We start from the raw sequence: 18046 nt of genomic DNA on the forward strand, positions 1-18046 counted from the left end.
CGATCATCGGTCGCGGCCGCGTCGTCGCGCGGCCGCGGTGTCAGGCCTTCGCGGCTTCCATGCGGCGCAGCTGCGCGTCGGTGTAGAACGGGTCGCCGCCGACGTCCTGATCGTCCTTCTTGATGACGAAGAAGCCGTAGATCAGGGCCGCGAGCACGATCGCGGAGATCGTGAAGAAGGTCGGGCGGTCGCCCATCGCGTCATGCAGGGCGCCGAGCGGGGTGGAGAAGATGACCTGGCCGACCTGCGAGGCGATCTGGAAGCCGACCATGTACAGCGTGGCGGACAGCTTCGTGTCGAAGTGCAGGGTGAAGTAGCGGAACGCCGGCAGGCAGAACAGCGGGACCTCGATGGAGTGGAACAGCTTGACGATGGAGACGGAGATCGGGTCGTGGAACACGCCGCACAGGCCGATGCGCAGGAACATGACGGTGGCGCCGAGCAGCAGGGCGTTGCGCACGCCGATCTTCTTCATGATGATCGGCACGACGCCCATCATCGCGGACTCGAGGAACACCTGGAAGCCGTTGAGCGTGCCGTAGGTGGCGTTGCCGATCTCCATGGTCGGGAACAGGGAGGCGTAGTAGGTCGGGAACATCTGCTGGTCGAACACGGTGTAGAAGGTGTTGGTGAGCAGCATGAAGACGATGAGCACCCACAGCGTCGGCATCTTGAGGACGGCGAGCATCTCCTTGAAGGAGGGGTTGGTCGGGGCGGCGTTCGGATCGGCTTCCTTCTTGAGCTCCTCCTTCTGCTCGGCCGGAACCCAGAAGGCGTAGACGAGCAGCATGCCCAGGCCGAAGGCGGAGCCGACCCAGAAGTTGATGAGCGGGTTGATGTTGAACAGGAAGCCGGCGCACAGGGCGACGATGGCGTAGCCGAAGGAGCCCCAGGCGCGGGACTGGCCGTACTCGAAGTCGAAGTGGCGCGAGTAGCGTTCGGTGATGGCCTCGAACAGCGAGCATCCGGACATGAAGCCCGCGGACAGCACGACGGAGCCGATGAGGGCGCCGATGAAGCGCGTGGTGCCGCCGGCGTTGAGCATCGGCGCGTAGATGAACTGGACGAACGGGCCGACGAGCATCGCCACGAAGGACACGAAGATGACGAGCTTGCGCTTGATGCCGAGCTGGTCCTGGATGACGCCGTAGGCGAACATGATGATCAGCGTGGCCAGCGAGTTGATGGAGTAGATCTGGCCCTGTTCGGCGGCGGTCATGCCGACGCCGTCGATGAGGTACCTGGAGAAGAAGGACCACCAGATGCCCCACGAGCAGAAGAACATGAAGATGCCGAATGAGCTCTGCAGGTAGGAGGGGTTCCTCCACGGGGACTTCGATGCGCTTGCCATAGTTGTGTATTCCCTTGTCTTCCGCATCCGCCGCGACGCGGATGCCTTCCGTATATGGCTGTTGTGTGGTGCCCGGACCGTGCCGGGCGGGGTTCCGTCCGCGGCTGCCGCGCCGTGTCCGGAATCGTGTTGACAGGGTTCAGTGTAGCGTGTCAATCGTGCTACGTCAAACGATTTACGCAAACCGGTTCGATGTCAGTGAAATCAAAACGTCAAACGATTGATTTACTGCGGATTTGCAGACGGGGCTTGGCCGGCGTTCCGGCGTGTCGTGTGGGCCTTACCGCGCCTGCACCGACTCCTTCTCTATGAGCGTGCAGCGGATCTTCGCCGGAACGGGGGAGTCGAGCGGCGGCAGCGGCGCCGTCGTGTGCGGCGCCTCCACGTCGGCGAGGTCGCGCCCCTCGATCATCGAGACGACCTTCATGGCCGCCCAATACCCCATCTCGAAATGCGGCAGCTCGACGGTGGTGAGTCGCGGCGAGAGCGTCTCGGCGAACACGCGGTGGTTGTCCACGCCGACGACCGAGACGTCGCGGCCGACCGTGAGGCCGCGTCGTGCCGCGCACTCGTACACGTACCATGCGCGCGCGTCGTTGAAGCAGAAGAACCCGTCGGGGCGTTCCCAGTCGAACAGGTCGGAGACGTCCTGCAACGCCGGCCCGTTGTTGAGGACGTCGATGACGAGCCGTTCGTCGAACTCGCGCCCGGCGTGCTCCAACGCGGCGCGATATCCCGCCAGACGCCCCTCCTGCGCGATCATCGGCTCCGAGCATCCGATGTAGGCCACGCGATCGCAGCCCGCGTCGATGAGGCGCGTCGTCGCGTCGAATCCGATCGCGTACTCGTCGGGTTCGACACTGGGCACGCCGCCCGCGCGGTCGGTGGCGTAGACGAGCACCGTCGGGCTCCCCTCGAGCCGCGACGGCACGTCGGTCACGCGGTTCGATATCTTCGCGTACAGGAAGCCGTCGGCCCCGTAGCGTTTGAGCGTGTCGATCTCCGCGTCCTCGTCCATGCCGCCGTCGGTGCTCACGGTGATGAGCAGGTAGCCGAGACGGCTGGCGGCCGCCTGCGCGCCGAGGATCATGCCGCCTGCGTACGGGGTGGTGGCCACCTCCTCGCTGATGAAGCCGAGCGTGCGCGTGCGGTTGGTGCGCAGCGAGCTCGCCATCGGGTTGACCTGATAGCCGAGTTCGGCGGCGACGGCGCGCACGTGCGCCGCGGTCGCCGGCTTGACGCGCCCGGCGTCGCGGTGGTTCATCACCAGCGACACCGTCGATACCGATACCCCCGTGCGTTGCGCGATCTCCTTCATCGTGACCATAGGCCACACGATACACCGTCGGTTCCGCCGAAGGCGGGATGACGTCGCCATGTGCCGAACATGCCCGACGGGTGCGCGGGAGGTGGCGGCGTATCGCATCCACGACTGCAAGCGACGCGCCCGGCGGTGGTTGACATTGTTGATTTAACGTTTTATCATCATGGTGTGGCGATGATAAAACGTCAAAGCGAGGCCGAACGAGCTTCCACGGTAATCCATCATCGAATGACGGCTACGGCGCCAACGCCATCAACGAAGAACCACGGCGACAAACCACGAACCAAGGCAGGAAACCATGAAGAAGCTCATCCTCGATCTCGACACCGGCATTGACGACGCGCTCGCCATCTCCTACGCGCTGGGCAGCCCGGAGGTCGAGCTCATCGGCATCACCGGCACCTACGGCAACGTACTCCTCGACCAGGGCGTGCGCAACGCGCTCGCCGTCACCGACCTGCTCGGCCACCCCGAAGTGCCCGTATACAAGGGGTTGCCGCACTCCAGCACCACCGATTCCTTCTCGGTGCTCGACATCTCCGCGTTCATCCACGGCCGCAACGGCATCGGCGACGTGAGCATCCCCGATTCGCCGCGCGAGCCGGAGACCGGATCCGCGGTCGACTTCATCATCGACGCCGCCAAGACCTATGGCGAAGACCTCGTCTACGTGCCCACCGGCCCGATGACCAACATCGCCGCCGCGCTCGCCAAGGCCCCCGAGATCAAAGACGAGATCGGCCGCATCGTGCTCATGGGCGGCGCGCTCACCGTCCCCGGCAACGTCAACGCATGGACCGAGGCGAACATCTCGCAGGATCCAGAGGCCGCGGACGCCCTGTTCCGTTCCGGCGCGCGCGTCACGATGATCGGCCTCGACGTCACGCTGCGCACGCTGCTCACCTACAAGGAGACGGCGCGCTGGCGCGAACTCGGCACCAAAGCCGGCACGTTCCTCGCCGACATGACCGACTACTACATCAAGGCCTACGAGACCACGTCGCCGCACCTCGGCGGCTGCGGCCTGCACGACCCGCTCGCCGTCGGCGTCGCCGTCGACCCGACGCTCGTCAGCACGCTCGCCCTCAACATGAAGGTCGACGTCGCCGGCGCCACGCGCGGACGCACCATCGGCGACGAGAAGCGCCTGAACGAGCCCGCCACCACCACCGACGTGGCCGTCGGCGTCGACGTGCCGCGCTTCCTCGACGAATTCATGACCCGCATCACCACGCTCGCCGCCCACGCGGCCTGACGTTCAAGAAACCGCACAGCATACAGCGAAGGAACACGACATGTCACGCAACGAAGCGACGACCACCACCGCGGACCCGTGGTCCGATCCCGAAACCAGCAACGCCATGGCCGTCAAGGCCCTCATCCCGCTGCTCATCACCTTCATCCTCGGCACCCTGTGCCTGCAGGGCTTCAACCTCGTCTTCACCCAGGTCGGCGAAGACGTCGGCGCCCCCGCGCAGGCCTCGCTCATCACCGCGCTGCCCGGCATCGTGCTCGGCATCGTGTGCTTCATCTACGGTTCGCTCGGCGACTTCGTCTCCCTGAAGAAGCTCGTCGTCGTCGGCCTCATCACCCTGTTCGTCGGCTCCCTCTTCGGATTCGTCGCCAACTTCATGTTCGCCGCGAACCTGTGGACCGTCATCATCGCGCGCGTCCTGCAGACCGCGGGCGAACAGGTCGCCGGCTCCGCGTTCCTCGTCGTCGCCAGCAAATACCTCAAACCCTCGCTCAAGGTCGTCTTCTTCGGCCTGTTCACCGCCGGCTACCAGATCTCCGCCTCGATCGGCGTGTTCGCCGCAGGCATGCTCAGCTCCATCGCCTGGCAGTACCTGTTCCTCATCCCGTCCGTCACCATCCTGTTCCTGCCGCTGCTGCTGAAGAACCTGCCGGACAAGCAGGGCAACGGCGAGAAGGTCGACTGGATCGGCTTCACGCTCGTCGGATTCGCCGTCGCGTTCCTCACCCTGTACTTCTCCTACACCGCGATCTGGATGCTCGTCGTCGCCGCCGTGCTGTTCGTCGCCTTCGCCGTGTACATCAGCAAGGCCGCGCACCCGTTCGTGACGCCCGCGTTCTTCCGCAACACGCGCTGGATCAGCGCCATCGCGCTCATCCTCGTGTTCTACTTCGTCAACTACTTCGCCTCCCCGGTCTTCAACGCGATCGGCGCGAACGTGTACGGCATGACCACCTCGCAGGTCTCCATGCACATCGTGTTCGCGTTCCTCGTGGCCGCCGCGTTCGGCATCTGCTCCGGCGCGATCGTCGGCAGGATCGGCGTGCAGCCGGCGCTCGCCACCGCAGGCACGCTCATGGCCGTCGGATTCATCGGCGCGGGCCTGTCCGTCAAGTCGGGCTTCGTGGTGCTCACCCTGTTCGCCTGCGTGTTCTACGCCGGATGCGGCCTGCTGTACTCGCCCGTCGTCTCCACCGTGCTCGGCACGCTCCCGCAGGACGAGTCCGGCCGCGGCGTCGGCATGAACGATCTGGTGATGAACGTGACCGCCTCGATCGGCATCGCCGTGTTCGGCGGGCTCATGGGCGGCCAGGCGTTCTCCGGCGGCAGCCTCATCGGCGCGACCGGCGCCGCCGCCAGCTATTCCAACCTGCTCATCATCGCCGGCTGCGTGCCGCTGGTCGGCGTGATCTACTACCTCATCGTGCGCAAGCACATCTACGCGAAGTGAGAGGGGCGTGCAACCATGACCACTGAGATTCCGTCCGAGGGCGCCGCGACCGCATCCGGCATCCTCGCCGCGTTCGACGCCATCGACGGCACCGTGTCCGTCGTCGGATCCATGAACGCCGACTACACCGTCACCACGCAGCGGCTGCCCGGGCCGGGGGAGACCGTCACCGGAGGGCCGTTGACGATCCTGCCCGGCGGCAAATCCGGCAACCAGGCCGCGGCCGCCGCGCGCATTGGCGCCGACGTGCGTCTGTTCGGCGCGGTCGGCTCCGACACGAACGCCGACTTCCTGCTCGGCGAGCTCGGCAAGGCGGGCGTGGACGTCACGCACGTGCGCCACGTGCCCGGCCCCAGCGGCACCACCGTGATCACCGTGGACGCCTCCGCGGAGAACACGATCGTCTACTCGCCCGGTTCCAACGCGTCCGTCGACGTCGACTACATCGACGCGTCGCGTGAGGCGCTCACCGCCTCGGGCGCGCTGGGATTGTGCCTCGAAAGCCCGATCTCGGCCGTCACCGAGGCGGCGCGCATCGCCCACGAGGCCGGCGTGCCGGTGCTGCTCAACAATTCGCCGTTCATGCCGGTGCTGCCCGAGGAGCTGGTGGAGCATTGCGACATCCTGCTCGTCAACGAGCACGAGATGGCGCAGATGCTCGGTCTGGACGAGCCCGCGGACGGCGACTGGTCCGGATTCGACTGGCGGGATGCGGCCGCGCGTATGCGTCGGCTCGGCTTCCCGCGCGCCGTCGTCACCCTCGGCGCGGACGGCTCCGTTGTGCTGGACGTGACGGGCGAAGGTACGGAGGCCGCGGCTGCCGGCGCCGGTGGTGACGCGGATGGCGTCCGTGTCGTCCGCATCGCGCCGGTGAAGGTCGACGCGGTCGACACCACCGGCTGCGGCGACGCCTTCATGGGCACCGTGCTCGCCGGTCTTGCCTCCGGCTTCGACCTCGCCTCCGCCGCCCGCCTCGCCTCCTACGTCTCCGCGTACGCCGCGGGCGGCCGTGGCGCCCAATCCTCCTACGGCGGCGTCGAGGACATCCGCGCGCGCTTCGCCGCGTGACGGTTGTCTCCCGACATAGAGAAGCCCCCCGCGACCATGCGCATGGTCGCGGGGGGCTTCCCGTATGTTCCGATACGAATCTGGTATCAGGCGAGGCCGGAGAGCTTGTTGATGAGCTCCGGATCGCGTGCCGAACCGTGTAGCGGACAGCCCGGTGGGCTGTCCGTAGGTGAGGGGAGCGGCTGTGCCGCGACGGCTACGCGAGGCCGGAGAGCTTGTTGATGAGCTCCGGATCTCGCGTAGCACCCTTGTCCGCGGAGCGGGCGAAGGCGGCGTAGGCCTTGAGGGCCTGCGAGACCTTGCGGTCGCGGTGCGCCACGTAGCCGTCGCCGGCCTCGAGCTCGCGGCGGCGCTCCGCCAGCTGCTCGTCGGTGAGTTCGACGTTCACGGAACGGGCTTCGATGTCGATGTCGATGATGTCGCCGTTCTTGATGAGCGCCACCGGTCCCTTGTTCGCGGCCTCCGGGGCCATGTGGCCGATGGCCAGACCCGAGGAGCCGCCGGAGTAGCGGCCGTCGGTGAGCATGGCGACCTGCTTGCCGATGCCCTTGCCCTTGACGAAGGAGGTCGGGTAGAGCATCTCCTGCATGCCCGGGCCGCCCTTCGGGCCCTCGTAGCGGATGACGAGCGCCATGCCCGGCTTCAACGTGTCGTCGAGGATGACCTTGATGGCCTCCTCCTGCGATTCGACGACTAGGGCCGGTCCACGGAACTTCCAGATCTCCTGCGGCACGCCGGCGGTCTTGACGACGCAGCCGTCGGGCGCGAGGTTGCCGCGCAGCACGGCAAGGCCGCCCTCGTGGATCTCCGGATGGTCGATGTCGTGGATCGCGCCGTTGGTGCGGTCGGTGTCGAGGGAGTCGAACAGGGTCTCGTGCGTCCACGGCTCGGGGGAGATGATGTGGCCCGGCGCCGCGTGGTAGAGGGTCTTCGCCTCTTCGGTGCAGGTGTCGCGCATGATGTCCCAGTCGTCGAGCTTGGCCTCGAGCGTCGGGTAGTCGATGGAGTGGACGTTCTTGTGCAGCTTGCCGGCGCGGTCGAGCTCGCCGAGGATGCCGCAGATGCCGCCGGCGCGGTGCACGTCGGAGATCTCCCACTTGCCGGAGGGCGCTGCCTTGCAGATGCACGGCACGGTGTGCGAGATGCGTTCGATGTCGTCGAGCGTGAAGTCCACGTCGGCGGACTGGGCCATGGCGAGGATGTGCAGCACGGTGTTGGTGGAGCCGCCCATGGCGACGTCCATCGTCATCGCGTTCTCGAACGCCTCCTTGGTGGCGATGGAGCGCGGCAGCACGGAATCGTCGTCGTCCTTGTAGTACTGGTTGGCGATCTTGACGACCTGGCGCGCGGCCTTGCGGAACAGCTCCTTGCGGAAGCCGTGGGAGGCGAGGATCGTGCCGTTGCCGGGCAGGGCGAGGCCGATGGCCTCGGTCAGGCAGTTCATCGAGTTGGCGGTGAACATGCCGGCGCAGGAGCCGCAGGTCGGGCAGACGGTCTTCTCGTAGTTGAGCAGGTCCTCTTCGGAGACGCTGTCGTCCGCGGAGGCGTACATCACGGAGATGAGGTCGGTGTTCTTCTTCACGGTGCCGTCGGCAAGGACGGTGGTGCCGGCCTCCATCGGGCCGCCGGAGACGAACACGGTGGGGATGTTCAGGCGCAGGGCCGCCATGAGCATGCCGGGGACGACCTTGTCGCAGTTCGGGATGCAGATCAGCGCGTCGGCGCAGTGCGCGTTGCACTGGTATTCGACGGTGTCGGCGATGATGTCGCGAGAGGGCAGCGAGTACAGCATGCCGGTGTGGCCCATGGCGATGCCGTCGTCGACGGCCATGGTGTTGAACTCGCGCGGGATGCCGCCCGCTTCCTTGATGGCCTCGGAGACGATGCGGCCCACCTTGTTGAGGTGGACGTGGCCGGGAAGGAACTCGTCGAAGGAGTTCGCGATGGCGATGATGGGCTTCTTGCCCATGTCGTCGCCGCTGACGCCGGCGGCACGGTACAGGGCTCGCGCGCCTGCGAAGACGCGGCCGGACATGAGTTTTGCGGATCGCATTTCAGTCATGCCTCCATTCAAGCCCTTATTCGGGACACGGGTTTTGTCAAGAGTCAGAATGTGGAATTCACGAGGATGTTACTTTGATCGTGCTTGTCGGCGTCTGGCTGCGGCGGTGCAGGGTGACGCGAACGGCGTGGGATGCTACGGGATGTCGTGCGATGTGCGGTGTGTGACGGGATACGAACGGGGCCGTGCGTACGCGGATGGCGTACGCACGGCCCCGTTCTACCGGCCATCGGGCCGATGCCGCATGCGCGACCGGGTCAGCGGGCGGTCTTCTGGGCGTCGTTGACGAGGTCGGAGAGGACCTTGGTGTTGCCGAAGGTGTGCTGGGCCATCGTGCTGGCACCGTACATGGCGAGACCGCGAATCATGGAATCCTTGAACGACATAATGTGTTTCCTTTCGGTGTGGCCAGGGCCCGTGGCCCGTGGCCGTATCTGTTTTTTCCGGGTGCGCCGCCGCCGCTTGTCATCTCGTATCCGTCGGTGGCCGGCGTCGCGAAGTCTGGCTGTTTCTCAGCGGGCCGTCTTCTGGGCCTCGTTGACGAGGTCGGAGAGGACCTTGGTGTTGCCCATGCTGTGCTGGGCCATCGCGCTGGCACCGTAGAGAGCGAGACCGCGCATCATCGAATCCTTGAACGACATGATGATTCCTTTCGTAGGTCAAAGCCCTTGGTGGCTTTGTTGTTTCCGGCTTCTTTCTGAAACCGGTTTCAGAATAATGCCCTCCGGCGACCTGCGCAAGTGCCGTCCACTGCACCGGCGTGTCTTGACGCCATGTCGAAACCGTATGCGCCCCAGCGCTCGAACCGGTTCGATATCACGTCGGGGCCTGCAATCATTGCAAACGTTGGCATCCCGGCATCGCGGCAATCGCGTAAGGTGGCGGACGAAACATGCCGGAACGGGGCGAGGCCGAGCGGGACGATTAAGGAGAGGACATGGCGAGGAGTGCAAGGCGGGCGAGGCCGGTCATCAAGGATGTGGCACGGCTCGCCGGGGTCTCCGCGCCCACCGTCTCGCGCTACCTCAACGGCACCGTCAACGTCACCGAGGAGAAGCGCCGGCGCATCGCGAAGGCCATCGAGGAACTCGGCTACGAGCCGAGCGTCGTCGCCCGGGCGTTGTCCAACCGTGAGATGGACACGGTCGTCGTCTTCGCCGCCAACCCGTCCGCCTTCTCCACGTCCGAAACGAACCATGGCGTCGAGGCCGCCGCGCGCAGGCGCCGATTCCTCGTCAACATCGTCTCGCTGGACGAATCCGACATGGACTCGGTGCCGCAGCGCGTGCGCATGGGCCTGTCCGTGCGCCCCGCCGGCGCCATCGTGTACGAATACGACCGTGCCGGCATCGCCGTGCTCGACCACCTGCCGAAGGATCTGCCGTTCGTCGTCGTCGGCGGCGAGTTTGGCGACGGCGAACGGCAGGTCATCAACGCCGAACGCGAGGGCGGGCGCTGGATGACCATGCGTCTGCTCGACCTCGGCCACCCGACCGTCTTCCACGTGACCAGGCCGAAGGGCCCCACGGGCAACACCCGCACCGACGGCTGGCGCGACGCGCTGACCGAGCGCGGCGCGGCCGTCCACGAGCCGATCGTCGTCTCGCGCGACCTCGGCGAGGCGGTCGCCGCGGGGCGCGCGCTGGGGGAGCGCGACGACGTCACCGCCGTGTTCGCCGGCGACGACGAAACTGCCATCGCCGTCGTCAAGGGACTGCGCGAGGCGGGCCGCCAGGTGCCGGACGACGTGAGCGTCGTCGGCTTCGACGATCGCAACTTCGCCGCCGTGGTCTCGCCCGCGCTCACCAGCTACAGCCAGAACTACCTGGAGATGGGCGAACGCGCGTTCCGCATGCTCTACGAGCAGGTGGAGGCGCGGCGCGGCGGCACGCAGGAGCCGCCGGCGCGCGTGGACGTGGTCGAGGGCATGCCGCGCCTGCGCGACTCCGCATGCGAATACGTGCCGTGGCGGTGAGGCGGGGCATGGTGCGACGTCGCCGCGTCGCCGGGCATGTCTATACTTGTTGCGGTTGAGATAGATTTTCCCACGGTTTGGAGCATACGAATATGGCAGATGAAACCGAGACCACCGAGGTCAAGGGCGAAGAGGAGTTCGGCACCCGCCCCACCCCCGACGGTCTGGCCAGCCCGACTATCGACGATCTCATGGAGCACGCCGACTCCAAGTACGCCCTGGCGATCTTCGCCGCCAAGCGCGCCCGTCAGATCAACTCCTACTTCACGCAGCTCAACGAGGGCCTGCTGCAGAACGTCGGCCCGCTCGTCGAGTACCAGAACAACGAGAAGCCGCTGTCCATCGCCTTCCGCGAGATCAACGAGGGCCTGCTCGAGGAGACCCTCGGCGAGGACGATCTGACCGAAGGCAACTGACCGATTCCGCCGCCCGTTCTTTCCGCGCGTATTTCTCGCGGACGCTTGCCAACCAAGGCGGCGACGTGTAGAACTGGAACGCAGGAGCGAACGACCTGAGGCTCGCGCCGGCCATGGCGACATGGCAGGCACGGGCCTTTTTCATAATCACCGCGGCGGCGACGCCTGCGGAGGCATGGAACCCGTGCGATCCTCGACAACAACAGCAAACCGTATCATTGTGCCTCGCGCGCGGCCGGCAACGGCGGCGGCGCGGGGCGATAAGTCCGAAAGAGGGATGATATGACCAACCAGGAGCGCAAGCTCATCTCCGCCGAATCCGTCACCGAAGGCCACCCGGACAAGGTGTGCGACCAGATCTCCGACGAGATTCTCGACGAACTGCTCAGGCAGGACCCGTCCTCGCACGTCGCCGTCGAAACCTCCGCCGCCACCGGCGTGTTCCTCGTGTTCGGCGAGGTCAAGTCCGAAGGCTACGTGGACGTGCAGTCCAAGGTGCGCGAGACGCTGCGCCGTATCGGCTACACCTCCTCCGAAGTCGGCCTCGACGCCGACTCGTGCGGCGTGATCGTCGCCATCACCGAGCAGAGCGCGGAGATCAACCAGGGCGTGGCACGCCTGACCGGTGAGAAGGAGACCGCCGCCAGCCGCGAGGAACGCTATGAGGCGCAGGGCGCCGGCGATCAGGGCGTGATGTTCGGCTACGCCACCGACGAGACCGACGTGCTCATGCCGCTGCCCATCTATCTGGCGCACCGCCTCGCCTACCGTCTGGCCGAAGTGCGCAAGAGCGGCGAAGTGCCGCACCTGCGCCCGGACGGCAAGACGCAGGTCACCATCGAATACGACGAGAACGACCGTCCGCTGCGTGTCGACACCGTGCTCATCTCCACGCAGCACGACCCCGAGGCCACGCAGGAATGGCTGCGCGGCCAGCTCAAGGAGCACGTCATCGACCCGGTGCTCGACGACGTGCTCGACGGCAAGGTCAAGCATGACGACTACCGCCAGCTCGTCAACCCGACCGGCTCGTTCATCCTCGGCGGCCCGGCCGCCGACGCCGGTCTGACCGGCCGCAAGATCATCGTCGACACATACGGCGGCGCCGCCCACCACGGCGGCGGCGCGTTCAGCGGCAAGGATCCGTCCAAGGTGGACCGTTCCGCCGCGTACGCGACCCGCTGGGTGGCGAAGAACATCGTCGCCGCCGGCCTCGCGCACCGCGTCGAGGTGCAGGTCGCGTACGCGATCGGCGTGGCCGACCCGGTCTCCGTGAACGTCGAGACCTTCGGCACCGAGGAGGGCGTGAGCCGCGCCCGGATCGCCGCAGCCGTGCGCAAGGTGTTCGATCTGCGCCCCGCCGCGATCATCGACGAGCTCGACCTCAAGCGCCCGATCTACGCGAAGACCGCCGCCTACGGCCACTTCGGCCGCGTCGACGTCGAATTCCCGTGGGAGCGCACCGACAAGGTCGACGAGCTCAAGGCCGCCATCGCCGAACTGCGGTAGCGCCCCGCACAGGGCTCCGCACGGCGACACGCCGAGAGGATAGGGCCGGTACTCATGTACCGGCCCTTCGCGTTGCCGTTACCATTGCAGCTATGACTGGAACGGAAGCGGAACAACTGGCGCTCGACGGGCTCGCACCCCGCAAGCGGCGCCGTCGCGCCCCCGCGGCGCATACGCCCGCGGGCAGCGGGCCGGTGGCGCGCGTCGTGCTCGACGTCCAGGCGACGCATCTGGGCCGCACGTTCGACTATCTCATCGACGAGAAGGATTCCGAAGCGGCCGTGCCCGGCGCGCTCGTGCGCGTCCGGTTCGGCGGCCGGCGCGTCAACGGCGTCATCTGGGAACGCGCCGATACGTCCGAAACGCCGCGCTCCTCGCTGCGCTACCTCGAACGCGTGCTCGGCGGCGGCGTGCTCGTACCGGCGTCGATGCGCCGCGACATCACGCTCATCGCGGACGCATATGGCGGCACACGCGCCAACATCCTGCGCCTGGCCGTGCCTCCGCGCGTCGCCAAAGTCGAGCAGGAGCAGCGGCTCGTCGCCGGATTCACACGCTCCGGCGCGGGGGAGGAGCGGGGCGCCGCCGCGCTCGACCGCGCGTTCGGAACCATCGCCGCACAATACGACCATACGGTGCATGAGCTGCGCGACGCCCTGCATGCGCGCACGTTCCGCCCGTTCGTGTTCGACCCGCTGCCCGGCGTCGGCAAGGCCGCCGCGGCGCTCGCATGGATGGCCGCCGAATCGTTGTCCGCCGGGCACGGCGCCGTCATCGTGCTGCCCGGCATGAAGGAGACTCGCGACGTGCTCGATGCGTTGGGCGCATTGGGCCTGCGCCCGTTCTCCCCGGGGCGGGCCGGCATGGAGCATTCCGAAGCGGGCGGGACGGGTGCGCGGCGTTCCGCCACCGGCGGGTGGACGGGCGACGTCGCCGTGCTCAGCGCCGGCATGCCGCCGGCGGACCGCTACCGTGCCTACCTCGCCCTCGCCACAGGGCAGGTCCGGTGCGCCATCGGCCCGCGCGCCGCCATGTACGCGCCCGTCGAAGGCCCCGCGCTGTTCGCGATCATGGACGACATCGCCTACCAGCAGGCGGACGGCATGATGCCCTACGCCCACGCGCGCGGCGTGCTCAGGCTGCGCGCGAAGGCGCACGGCGGCGTGTTCGTCGCCCTCGCCAACGCGCGCAGCCCATTGAGCCAGATGGAGGTCGCCGGTCTGCCCGGCATGCCGCCGCGTGCCGCCGCCACGGCCGTGAGCGGGCCGAGCGACGCGGTGCGGCCGTTGCCCAGCGTGCTGAAGGACGCCATGCCTTGGGTGCGGTGGCTGAACCGCGAGGAGCTGGCACGGCTCGCCGATCCGTCCATCGGCGCGCGCGTGCCGCACACCGCCGTCGCCAACATCCGGCAGGCGTTGCGCTCCGGTCCGGTGCTGTTCTCGATTCCGGCGGACGGCATCGCCGAAACGTTGAGCTGCGCCAATCCCAGATGCCTGCGTCAGGCGCGGTGCAGCCGCTGCACCGGTCCGTTGCAGCAGACGCGTGGGTCCGTCACGCCACGATGCCGGTGGTGCGGCGCCGCCGCGTCGAATTGGACATGCCCGCACTGCCATGGCGAGCGGTTGCGTGTCGTGCGCGTCGGGGCGGCCGGCACCGCCGCGGAATTGCGTGGCCTGTTCCGCGGCATACCCGTGCTGCTGTCGTCGCCCAGCCAGCCGGGCGGCGTCATCGAGGAGATCGACGCACGCCCGGTCATCGTCATCGCCACGCCCGGCGCGGAGCCGCGCGTGCGGTTGCACGATGCGGAGGCGGCCGCACACGCGGGCGTGGCAGGCATCCGACGTGGGGATGAGACGGCCGGTACCGCGGCGGGAGGCGTCACTGCCGCGTACGGGTCATATGCCGCCGTGGCGATACTCGACGCGTGGACGAGCCTGTACTCGCCCGGACTGGACGCGCGCGTGGACGCGCTTGCCACATGGATGCGCGTCGTCGCCCTATGCGCGCCGCGCACCGAAGGCGGTCAGGCGCTGCTGCTCGGGGAAACCGATCCGGCGATCGCGCAGTCGCTGATGATCTGGGATTCCTCGCTGCTCGCCGCACGCGAGCTCGCGGAACGCTTCGAGACCGGCATGCCGCCGGCCGTATCCGTCGCCTGCGTGTGGGGGCGGCGTGACGCGGTCGCCTACGCGTTGAAGGCGGTCGGTGCGCTGGGCGGCGACATGGCCGTCTGCCCACTGCCGGGCGGAGAGACGGAACTGCCCGGCGTACTCGGCCCGGTGCCGATTCCGCAGCCGCGCACCATCGACGCGCGCGAGCTCGAAGTGACCGCCGACCGTGTGCGCGCCATCATCCGCGTGCCGCACGCGCGGCGCGAAGAGCTCGCAGCCCGGTTGCGCAACGCGGTCGCGCGTCACGTCGCCGCACGCGAACCGGGCGAACTGCGCTTCCAGCTCGACAGGAAGGACCTTATCTGAGCCGTTGAATAGTTGAGCAATCCGGGAACCGCGCCGGCTCACCGGTGCGCGTTGATCCACAGGATCGCCAGCTGCGTGCGATTGGCAAGCCCCAGCTTGTCGAGCAGGGCGCTCACGCGGTTGCGCACCGTGCCTTCGCTGAGATACAGCCGGTGCGCGATCTCGCGGTTGTCGAGTCCCAACGCCACCAGCGAGGCGATCTCGCGCTCGCGCTCATTAAGATCGTCGATCGGCCCGTCCAACGCGGGGGAGGCTCCGGCGGGGGGCAGGCCTTCGCGGGAGACGCCGGTGAGCTTGCCGAGCACGTCCGAACCCATCACCACCTGACCTGCCGTCACCGCCTGGATCGCGGGACCCACCGCCGCCACGTCCTGCTTGATGAGATACCCTTTGGCGCCGAGCGCCATGGCCCGCGTAATGGTCGGGCGGTCGGCGAACGTCGTCAGGAACAGGACACGCGCCTCCGGATCGCGGTCGAGAACGGCGCGCGCCGCATCCAGCCCGTCCATGCCGGGCATCTGGATGTCGATGAGCAGCACGTCCGGTCTGCCCGCGGACGAGCCGAAATACCGGTCGACGGCGGTACGCCCGTCGTTCGCCGTCCACAGCACCTTCGCCGCGCCGGTGGCGGTGAGAATGGTCTCCAATGATTGGCAGACAATCGGATCGTCATCCACGATCGAGACGCTCATGATGTGCTCCCTTCCCGTGTCGTCCATCGTGATTTCGGCAGGGACACGAACACGCGCCAGCCTGCGGCATACGGCCCGCACAGGGCGGTGCCGCCCAGCGCTCTGGCCCGCGATTCGATGTCCGCAACACCCATGCCGCGCCCCGCCCCGCCGGCTCCGGCGGCCGCCGGGCCGGGATCCTGCACGACCAACTGCCACAACGCGGGCATGTCCCGCAACGTGACGGTCGCCTCCCGCGCCTCGCTATGATGCACCACATTGGCCAGCGCCTCGCGGATCGCCGTCGCGAAGCAGCGGGCCACCGGCGCCGGGGCGTCGGCGATGTCGTTCGTCACCGAGACGTGGAAATCCCGCGAGATCCCGTCGAACGACCGTGCCGCATCCTCGATCTGCGCGGCGAAATCGGTGCCGTCGTCCTCCAGATCATGCACGGACCGGCGCACCATCGTCATCGCGCCGTCCAGCGTGGAGGCGATGGCGCCGAACCCTTGCGCGGCCACGGTATCGCCCGTCGCCTCGGCCACCGTGCGCGACGCCTGCGACTGCATGATCGCGCGGGTGAGCAGATGACCGACGTTGTCGTGGATCTCACGGGCGATGCGCGTGCGTTCGCCGAGCGTCGCCATGCGCACCGACCGTGCACGTTCCTCCGCCACATCCGCCATCCGCATACGGGTCACGCGGGCGTGCTCACGCAATCCGTCACGCAGACGGAGCACCTCGTCGTGCGTCGTGGCGGCGTCACGGGATTCGAATCCCAACGCGCATCCCACGCACGAGACGATGACGAGCGCACTCGCGAGGGCGGGATCGGACAGGCCGTCCGCCGCGCCCGTGCCGCCGTCGCCCGCGACGAGCGACGCGAACAGGGGCGCGAACGGCAACAGCCACAGCCAGCGTGACAGCGGCATCAGACGAAGCGCAACGGCGGATCGCCACCGCACCCGAGGCAATCCCATACGCGCCTGATCATACGCGGCCAGCGGCAGGAACACGCGCCACAACGGCACGAACACGGCTACCGTGACGAACGCCGCAGTCGACAGCCACGCCAGACTGGCGGGCCTCATCCACGAGACAAGACCCGTCACTGACGTCGCCGCCAACAGCGCCGCGACCAGCACCGCATCCACCGGCGCATGCGCGCACAGGGCCAGCGCCACGCCCAACGCGGCCAGCAGCGCCTTCTCGCCCATCACGCGCATGCGTACATCCACCCCCCGATTCTCAGGTCGCGCCCTACCACGCCCAAGCCTACCCGCCCCGAAGCATCGGGGAGACATCGCGCGCATGGGGGCGGACGTCATGACAAATGTCACGGACGACCCGCGCGCAATCGTGACGTCTGCCGGTGGCCGCACCCGCCGCCGGATGACAGGATGGAACCATCGCCCGTGGAGACCACCCGCGGAACCGGTTCCGCGAATCGGGAGGGAGTCCCCGCGGAAGGTCTACGGACGGACCCATGGAAACCTGCGGAAAGGAACGGACATGACGATCGACCATCCGACCGGCGCGGCGCCGGAGGCCGTCCCGGCCGTCAGCGTCTCCGGACTCGTCAAACACTACGGCGAGATGACGGCGCTCGACCACTTCGACCTCGACGTGCGCCAAGGCGAGATCTTCGGCCTGCTCGGCCCCAACGGCTCCGGCAAGACCACCGCGATCAACTGCATCCTCGCCCTGCTCGCCTACGACTCGGGGACGATCCGCGTCTTCGGCGAGCCCATGACCCCCACCAGCTACGCGCTCAAACGGCGCATCGGACTCGTGCCGCAGAACGTCGCCGTTCTCAACGAACTCACCGTCGAAGAGAACATCGACTACTTCTGCTCCCTGTACGTGCCGAAGAAGGCCGAACGCGCCCCGCTCGTCGACGAGGCCATCGACTTCGCCGGGCTCGGCGACTACCGGCGCTTCCGCCCCGGCAAACTCTCCGGAGGCCTCCTGCGCAGGCTCAACATCGCCTGCGGCATCGCCCACAAACCCGATCTCATCATCTTCGACGAACCCACCGTAGCCGTCGACCCGCAAAGCCGCAACGCGATCCTCGAAGGCATCCAGCGGCTCAACCGGGACGGCGCCACCGTCATCTACACCAGCCACTACATGGAGGAGGTCGAGGAGATCTGCGACCGCATCCTCATCATGGACTACGGCCGGCACCTCGCCCTCGGCACCGCCGACGAACTGAAGGACATGATCGACACCGGCGAACGCATCACCATCGAGACCCTCGACCTGGGCGATGAGACGCTCGCCGCCGTGCGCGCGCTCGGCTTCGTCACCGACGCCGCATGGGACGGCCGCAGGCTCGACGTCACCTGCCGCCGGGGCGACCACAACCTCGTCGACCTCATCGGCGTGCTGCGCGCGGGCGGTGCGAGCATCGGCCACCTCACCAGCCGTCCGCCCACCCTCAACGACGTGTTCCTCGAACTCACCGGCACGGCGCTGCGCGACTGAC

At 67.6% G+C, this 18046-nt stretch carries 15 protein-coding genes and 1 riboswitch; of the genes, 8 read left to right on the plus strand and 7 right to left on the minus strand.

Annotated elements, in window-relative coordinates; genetic code table 11:
* Positions 1-40: 40 nt before the first annotated feature.
* Positions 41-1351 (minus strand): MFS transporter, encoded by a 1311-nt coding sequence (locus tag BFAL_RS02860; protein WP_055426927.1) that lies wholly within the window; start codon positions 1349-1351, stop codon positions 41-43.
* Between the two features lie 280 nt (positions 1352-1631).
* On the minus strand, positions 1632-2678 hold the full coding sequence (locus tag BFAL_RS02865) for a LacI family DNA-binding transcriptional regulator (protein ID WP_055426928.1): 1047 nt from the start codon (positions 2676-2678) through the stop codon (positions 1632-1634).
* Positions 2679-2973: 295 nt separating this feature from the next.
* Here BFAL_RS02865 and BFAL_RS02870 point away from each other — a divergent pair, with 295 nt between their 5' ends.
* The 3 genes from BFAL_RS02870 to BFAL_RS02880 are packed head-to-tail and all read left to right on the plus strand — an operon-like array spanning position 2974 to position 6448.
* Positions 2974-3930, plus strand: a complete 957-nt coding sequence (locus tag BFAL_RS02870) for a nucleoside hydrolase (RefSeq protein ID WP_055426929.1) — start codon at positions 2974-2976, stop codon at positions 3928-3930.
* A 40-nt stretch (positions 3931-3970) separates the two neighbouring features.
* Complete coding sequence (locus tag BFAL_RS02875; protein ID WP_055426930.1) at positions 3971-5380, plus strand: MFS transporter; 1410 nt, start codon at positions 3971-3973, stop codon at positions 5378-5380.
* A 15-nt stretch (positions 5381-5395) separates the two neighbouring features.
* Positions 5396-6448 carry a ribokinase gene (locus tag BFAL_RS02880; protein WP_055426931.1) on the plus strand — a complete coding sequence of 351 codons (1053 nt, stop codon included), beginning with the start codon at positions 5396-5398 and terminating at the stop codon, positions 6446-6448.
* A gap of 196 nt (positions 6449-6644) precedes the next feature.
* Here BFAL_RS02880 and ilvD read toward each other — a convergent pair whose 3' ends face one another.
* From ilvD to BFAL_RS11695, 3 genes are all read right to left on the minus strand, one after another.
* Entirely contained in the window at positions 6645-8510 is a 1866-nt protein-coding gene (gene ilvD, locus BFAL_RS02885) for a dihydroxy-acid dehydratase (RefSeq protein ID WP_082440316.1), read from the minus strand.
* Between the two features lie 257 nt (positions 8511-8767).
* Positions 8768-8896, minus strand: a complete 129-nt coding sequence (locus BFAL_RS11690; RefSeq protein ID WP_269082759.1) for a hypothetical protein — start codon at positions 8894-8896, stop codon at positions 8768-8770.
* Between the two features lie 126 nt (positions 8897-9022).
* Positions 9023-9151, minus strand: a complete 129-nt coding sequence (locus BFAL_RS11695; RefSeq protein ID WP_269082760.1) for a hypothetical protein — start codon at positions 9149-9151, stop codon at positions 9023-9025.
* Positions 9152-9447: 296 nt separating this feature from the next.
* On the opposite strand from BFAL_RS11695, the gene BFAL_RS02890 reads away from it, so the two are divergent.
* From BFAL_RS02890 to BFAL_RS02905, 4 genes are all read left to right on the plus strand, one after another.
* Complete coding sequence (locus tag BFAL_RS02890) at positions 9448-10485, plus strand: LacI family DNA-binding transcriptional regulator (RefSeq protein WP_055426932.1); 1038 nt, start codon at positions 9448-9450, stop codon at positions 10483-10485.
* Positions 10486-10577: 92 nt separating this feature from the next.
* Positions 10578-10901 (plus strand): DNA-directed RNA polymerase subunit omega, encoded by a 324-nt coding sequence (gene rpoZ, locus BFAL_RS02895; protein WP_055426933.1) that lies wholly within the window; start codon positions 10578-10580, stop codon positions 10899-10901.
* 211 nt (positions 10902-11112) lie between these two features.
* A riboswitch (SAM riboswitch) is annotated at positions 11113-11188 on the plus strand.
* On the plus strand, positions 11184-12410 hold the full coding sequence (metK, locus tag BFAL_RS02900; RefSeq protein WP_055426934.1) for a methionine adenosyltransferase: 1227 nt from the start codon (positions 11184-11186) through the stop codon (positions 12408-12410). It overlaps the preceding riboswitch by 5 nt.
* A 92-nt stretch (positions 12411-12502) precedes the next feature.
* Positions 12503-14887 carry a primosomal protein N' gene (locus BFAL_RS02905; RefSeq protein WP_055426935.1) on the plus strand — a complete coding sequence of 795 codons (2385 nt, stop codon included), beginning with the start codon at positions 12503-12505 and terminating at the stop codon, positions 14885-14887.
* Between the two features lie 38 nt (positions 14888-14925).
* Here the strand turns inward: BFAL_RS02905 and BFAL_RS02910 are convergent, their stop codons facing one another.
* Together BFAL_RS02910 and BFAL_RS02915 are read right to left on the minus strand one after the other, a co-directional pair.
* Positions 14926-15579, minus strand: a complete 654-nt coding sequence (locus tag BFAL_RS02910) for a response regulator transcription factor (protein ID WP_055426936.1) — start codon at positions 15577-15579, stop codon at positions 14926-14928.
* A complete protein-coding gene (locus BFAL_RS02915; protein WP_055426937.1) occupies positions 15576-16784 on the minus strand; it encodes a sensor histidine kinase in 1209 nt (402 codons plus the stop codon). Before BFAL_RS02915 ends, BFAL_RS02910 begins: the two co-directional genes overlap by 4 nt.
* A gap of 286 nt (positions 16785-17070) precedes the next feature.
* On the opposite strand from BFAL_RS02915, the gene BFAL_RS02920 reads away from it, so the two are divergent.
* The gene (locus BFAL_RS02920; RefSeq protein ID WP_055426938.1) at positions 17071-18045 is read left to right on the plus strand and encodes an ABC transporter ATP-binding protein; all 975 of its coding nucleotides are present in this window, start codon (positions 17071-17073) and stop codon (positions 18043-18045) included.
* Position 18046: the final 1 nt, after the last annotated feature.

This window comes from Bifidobacterium aesculapii (assembly GCF_001417815.1).
GTDB lineage: Bacteria > Actinomycetota > Actinomycetes > Actinomycetales > Bifidobacteriaceae > Bifidobacterium > Bifidobacterium aesculapii.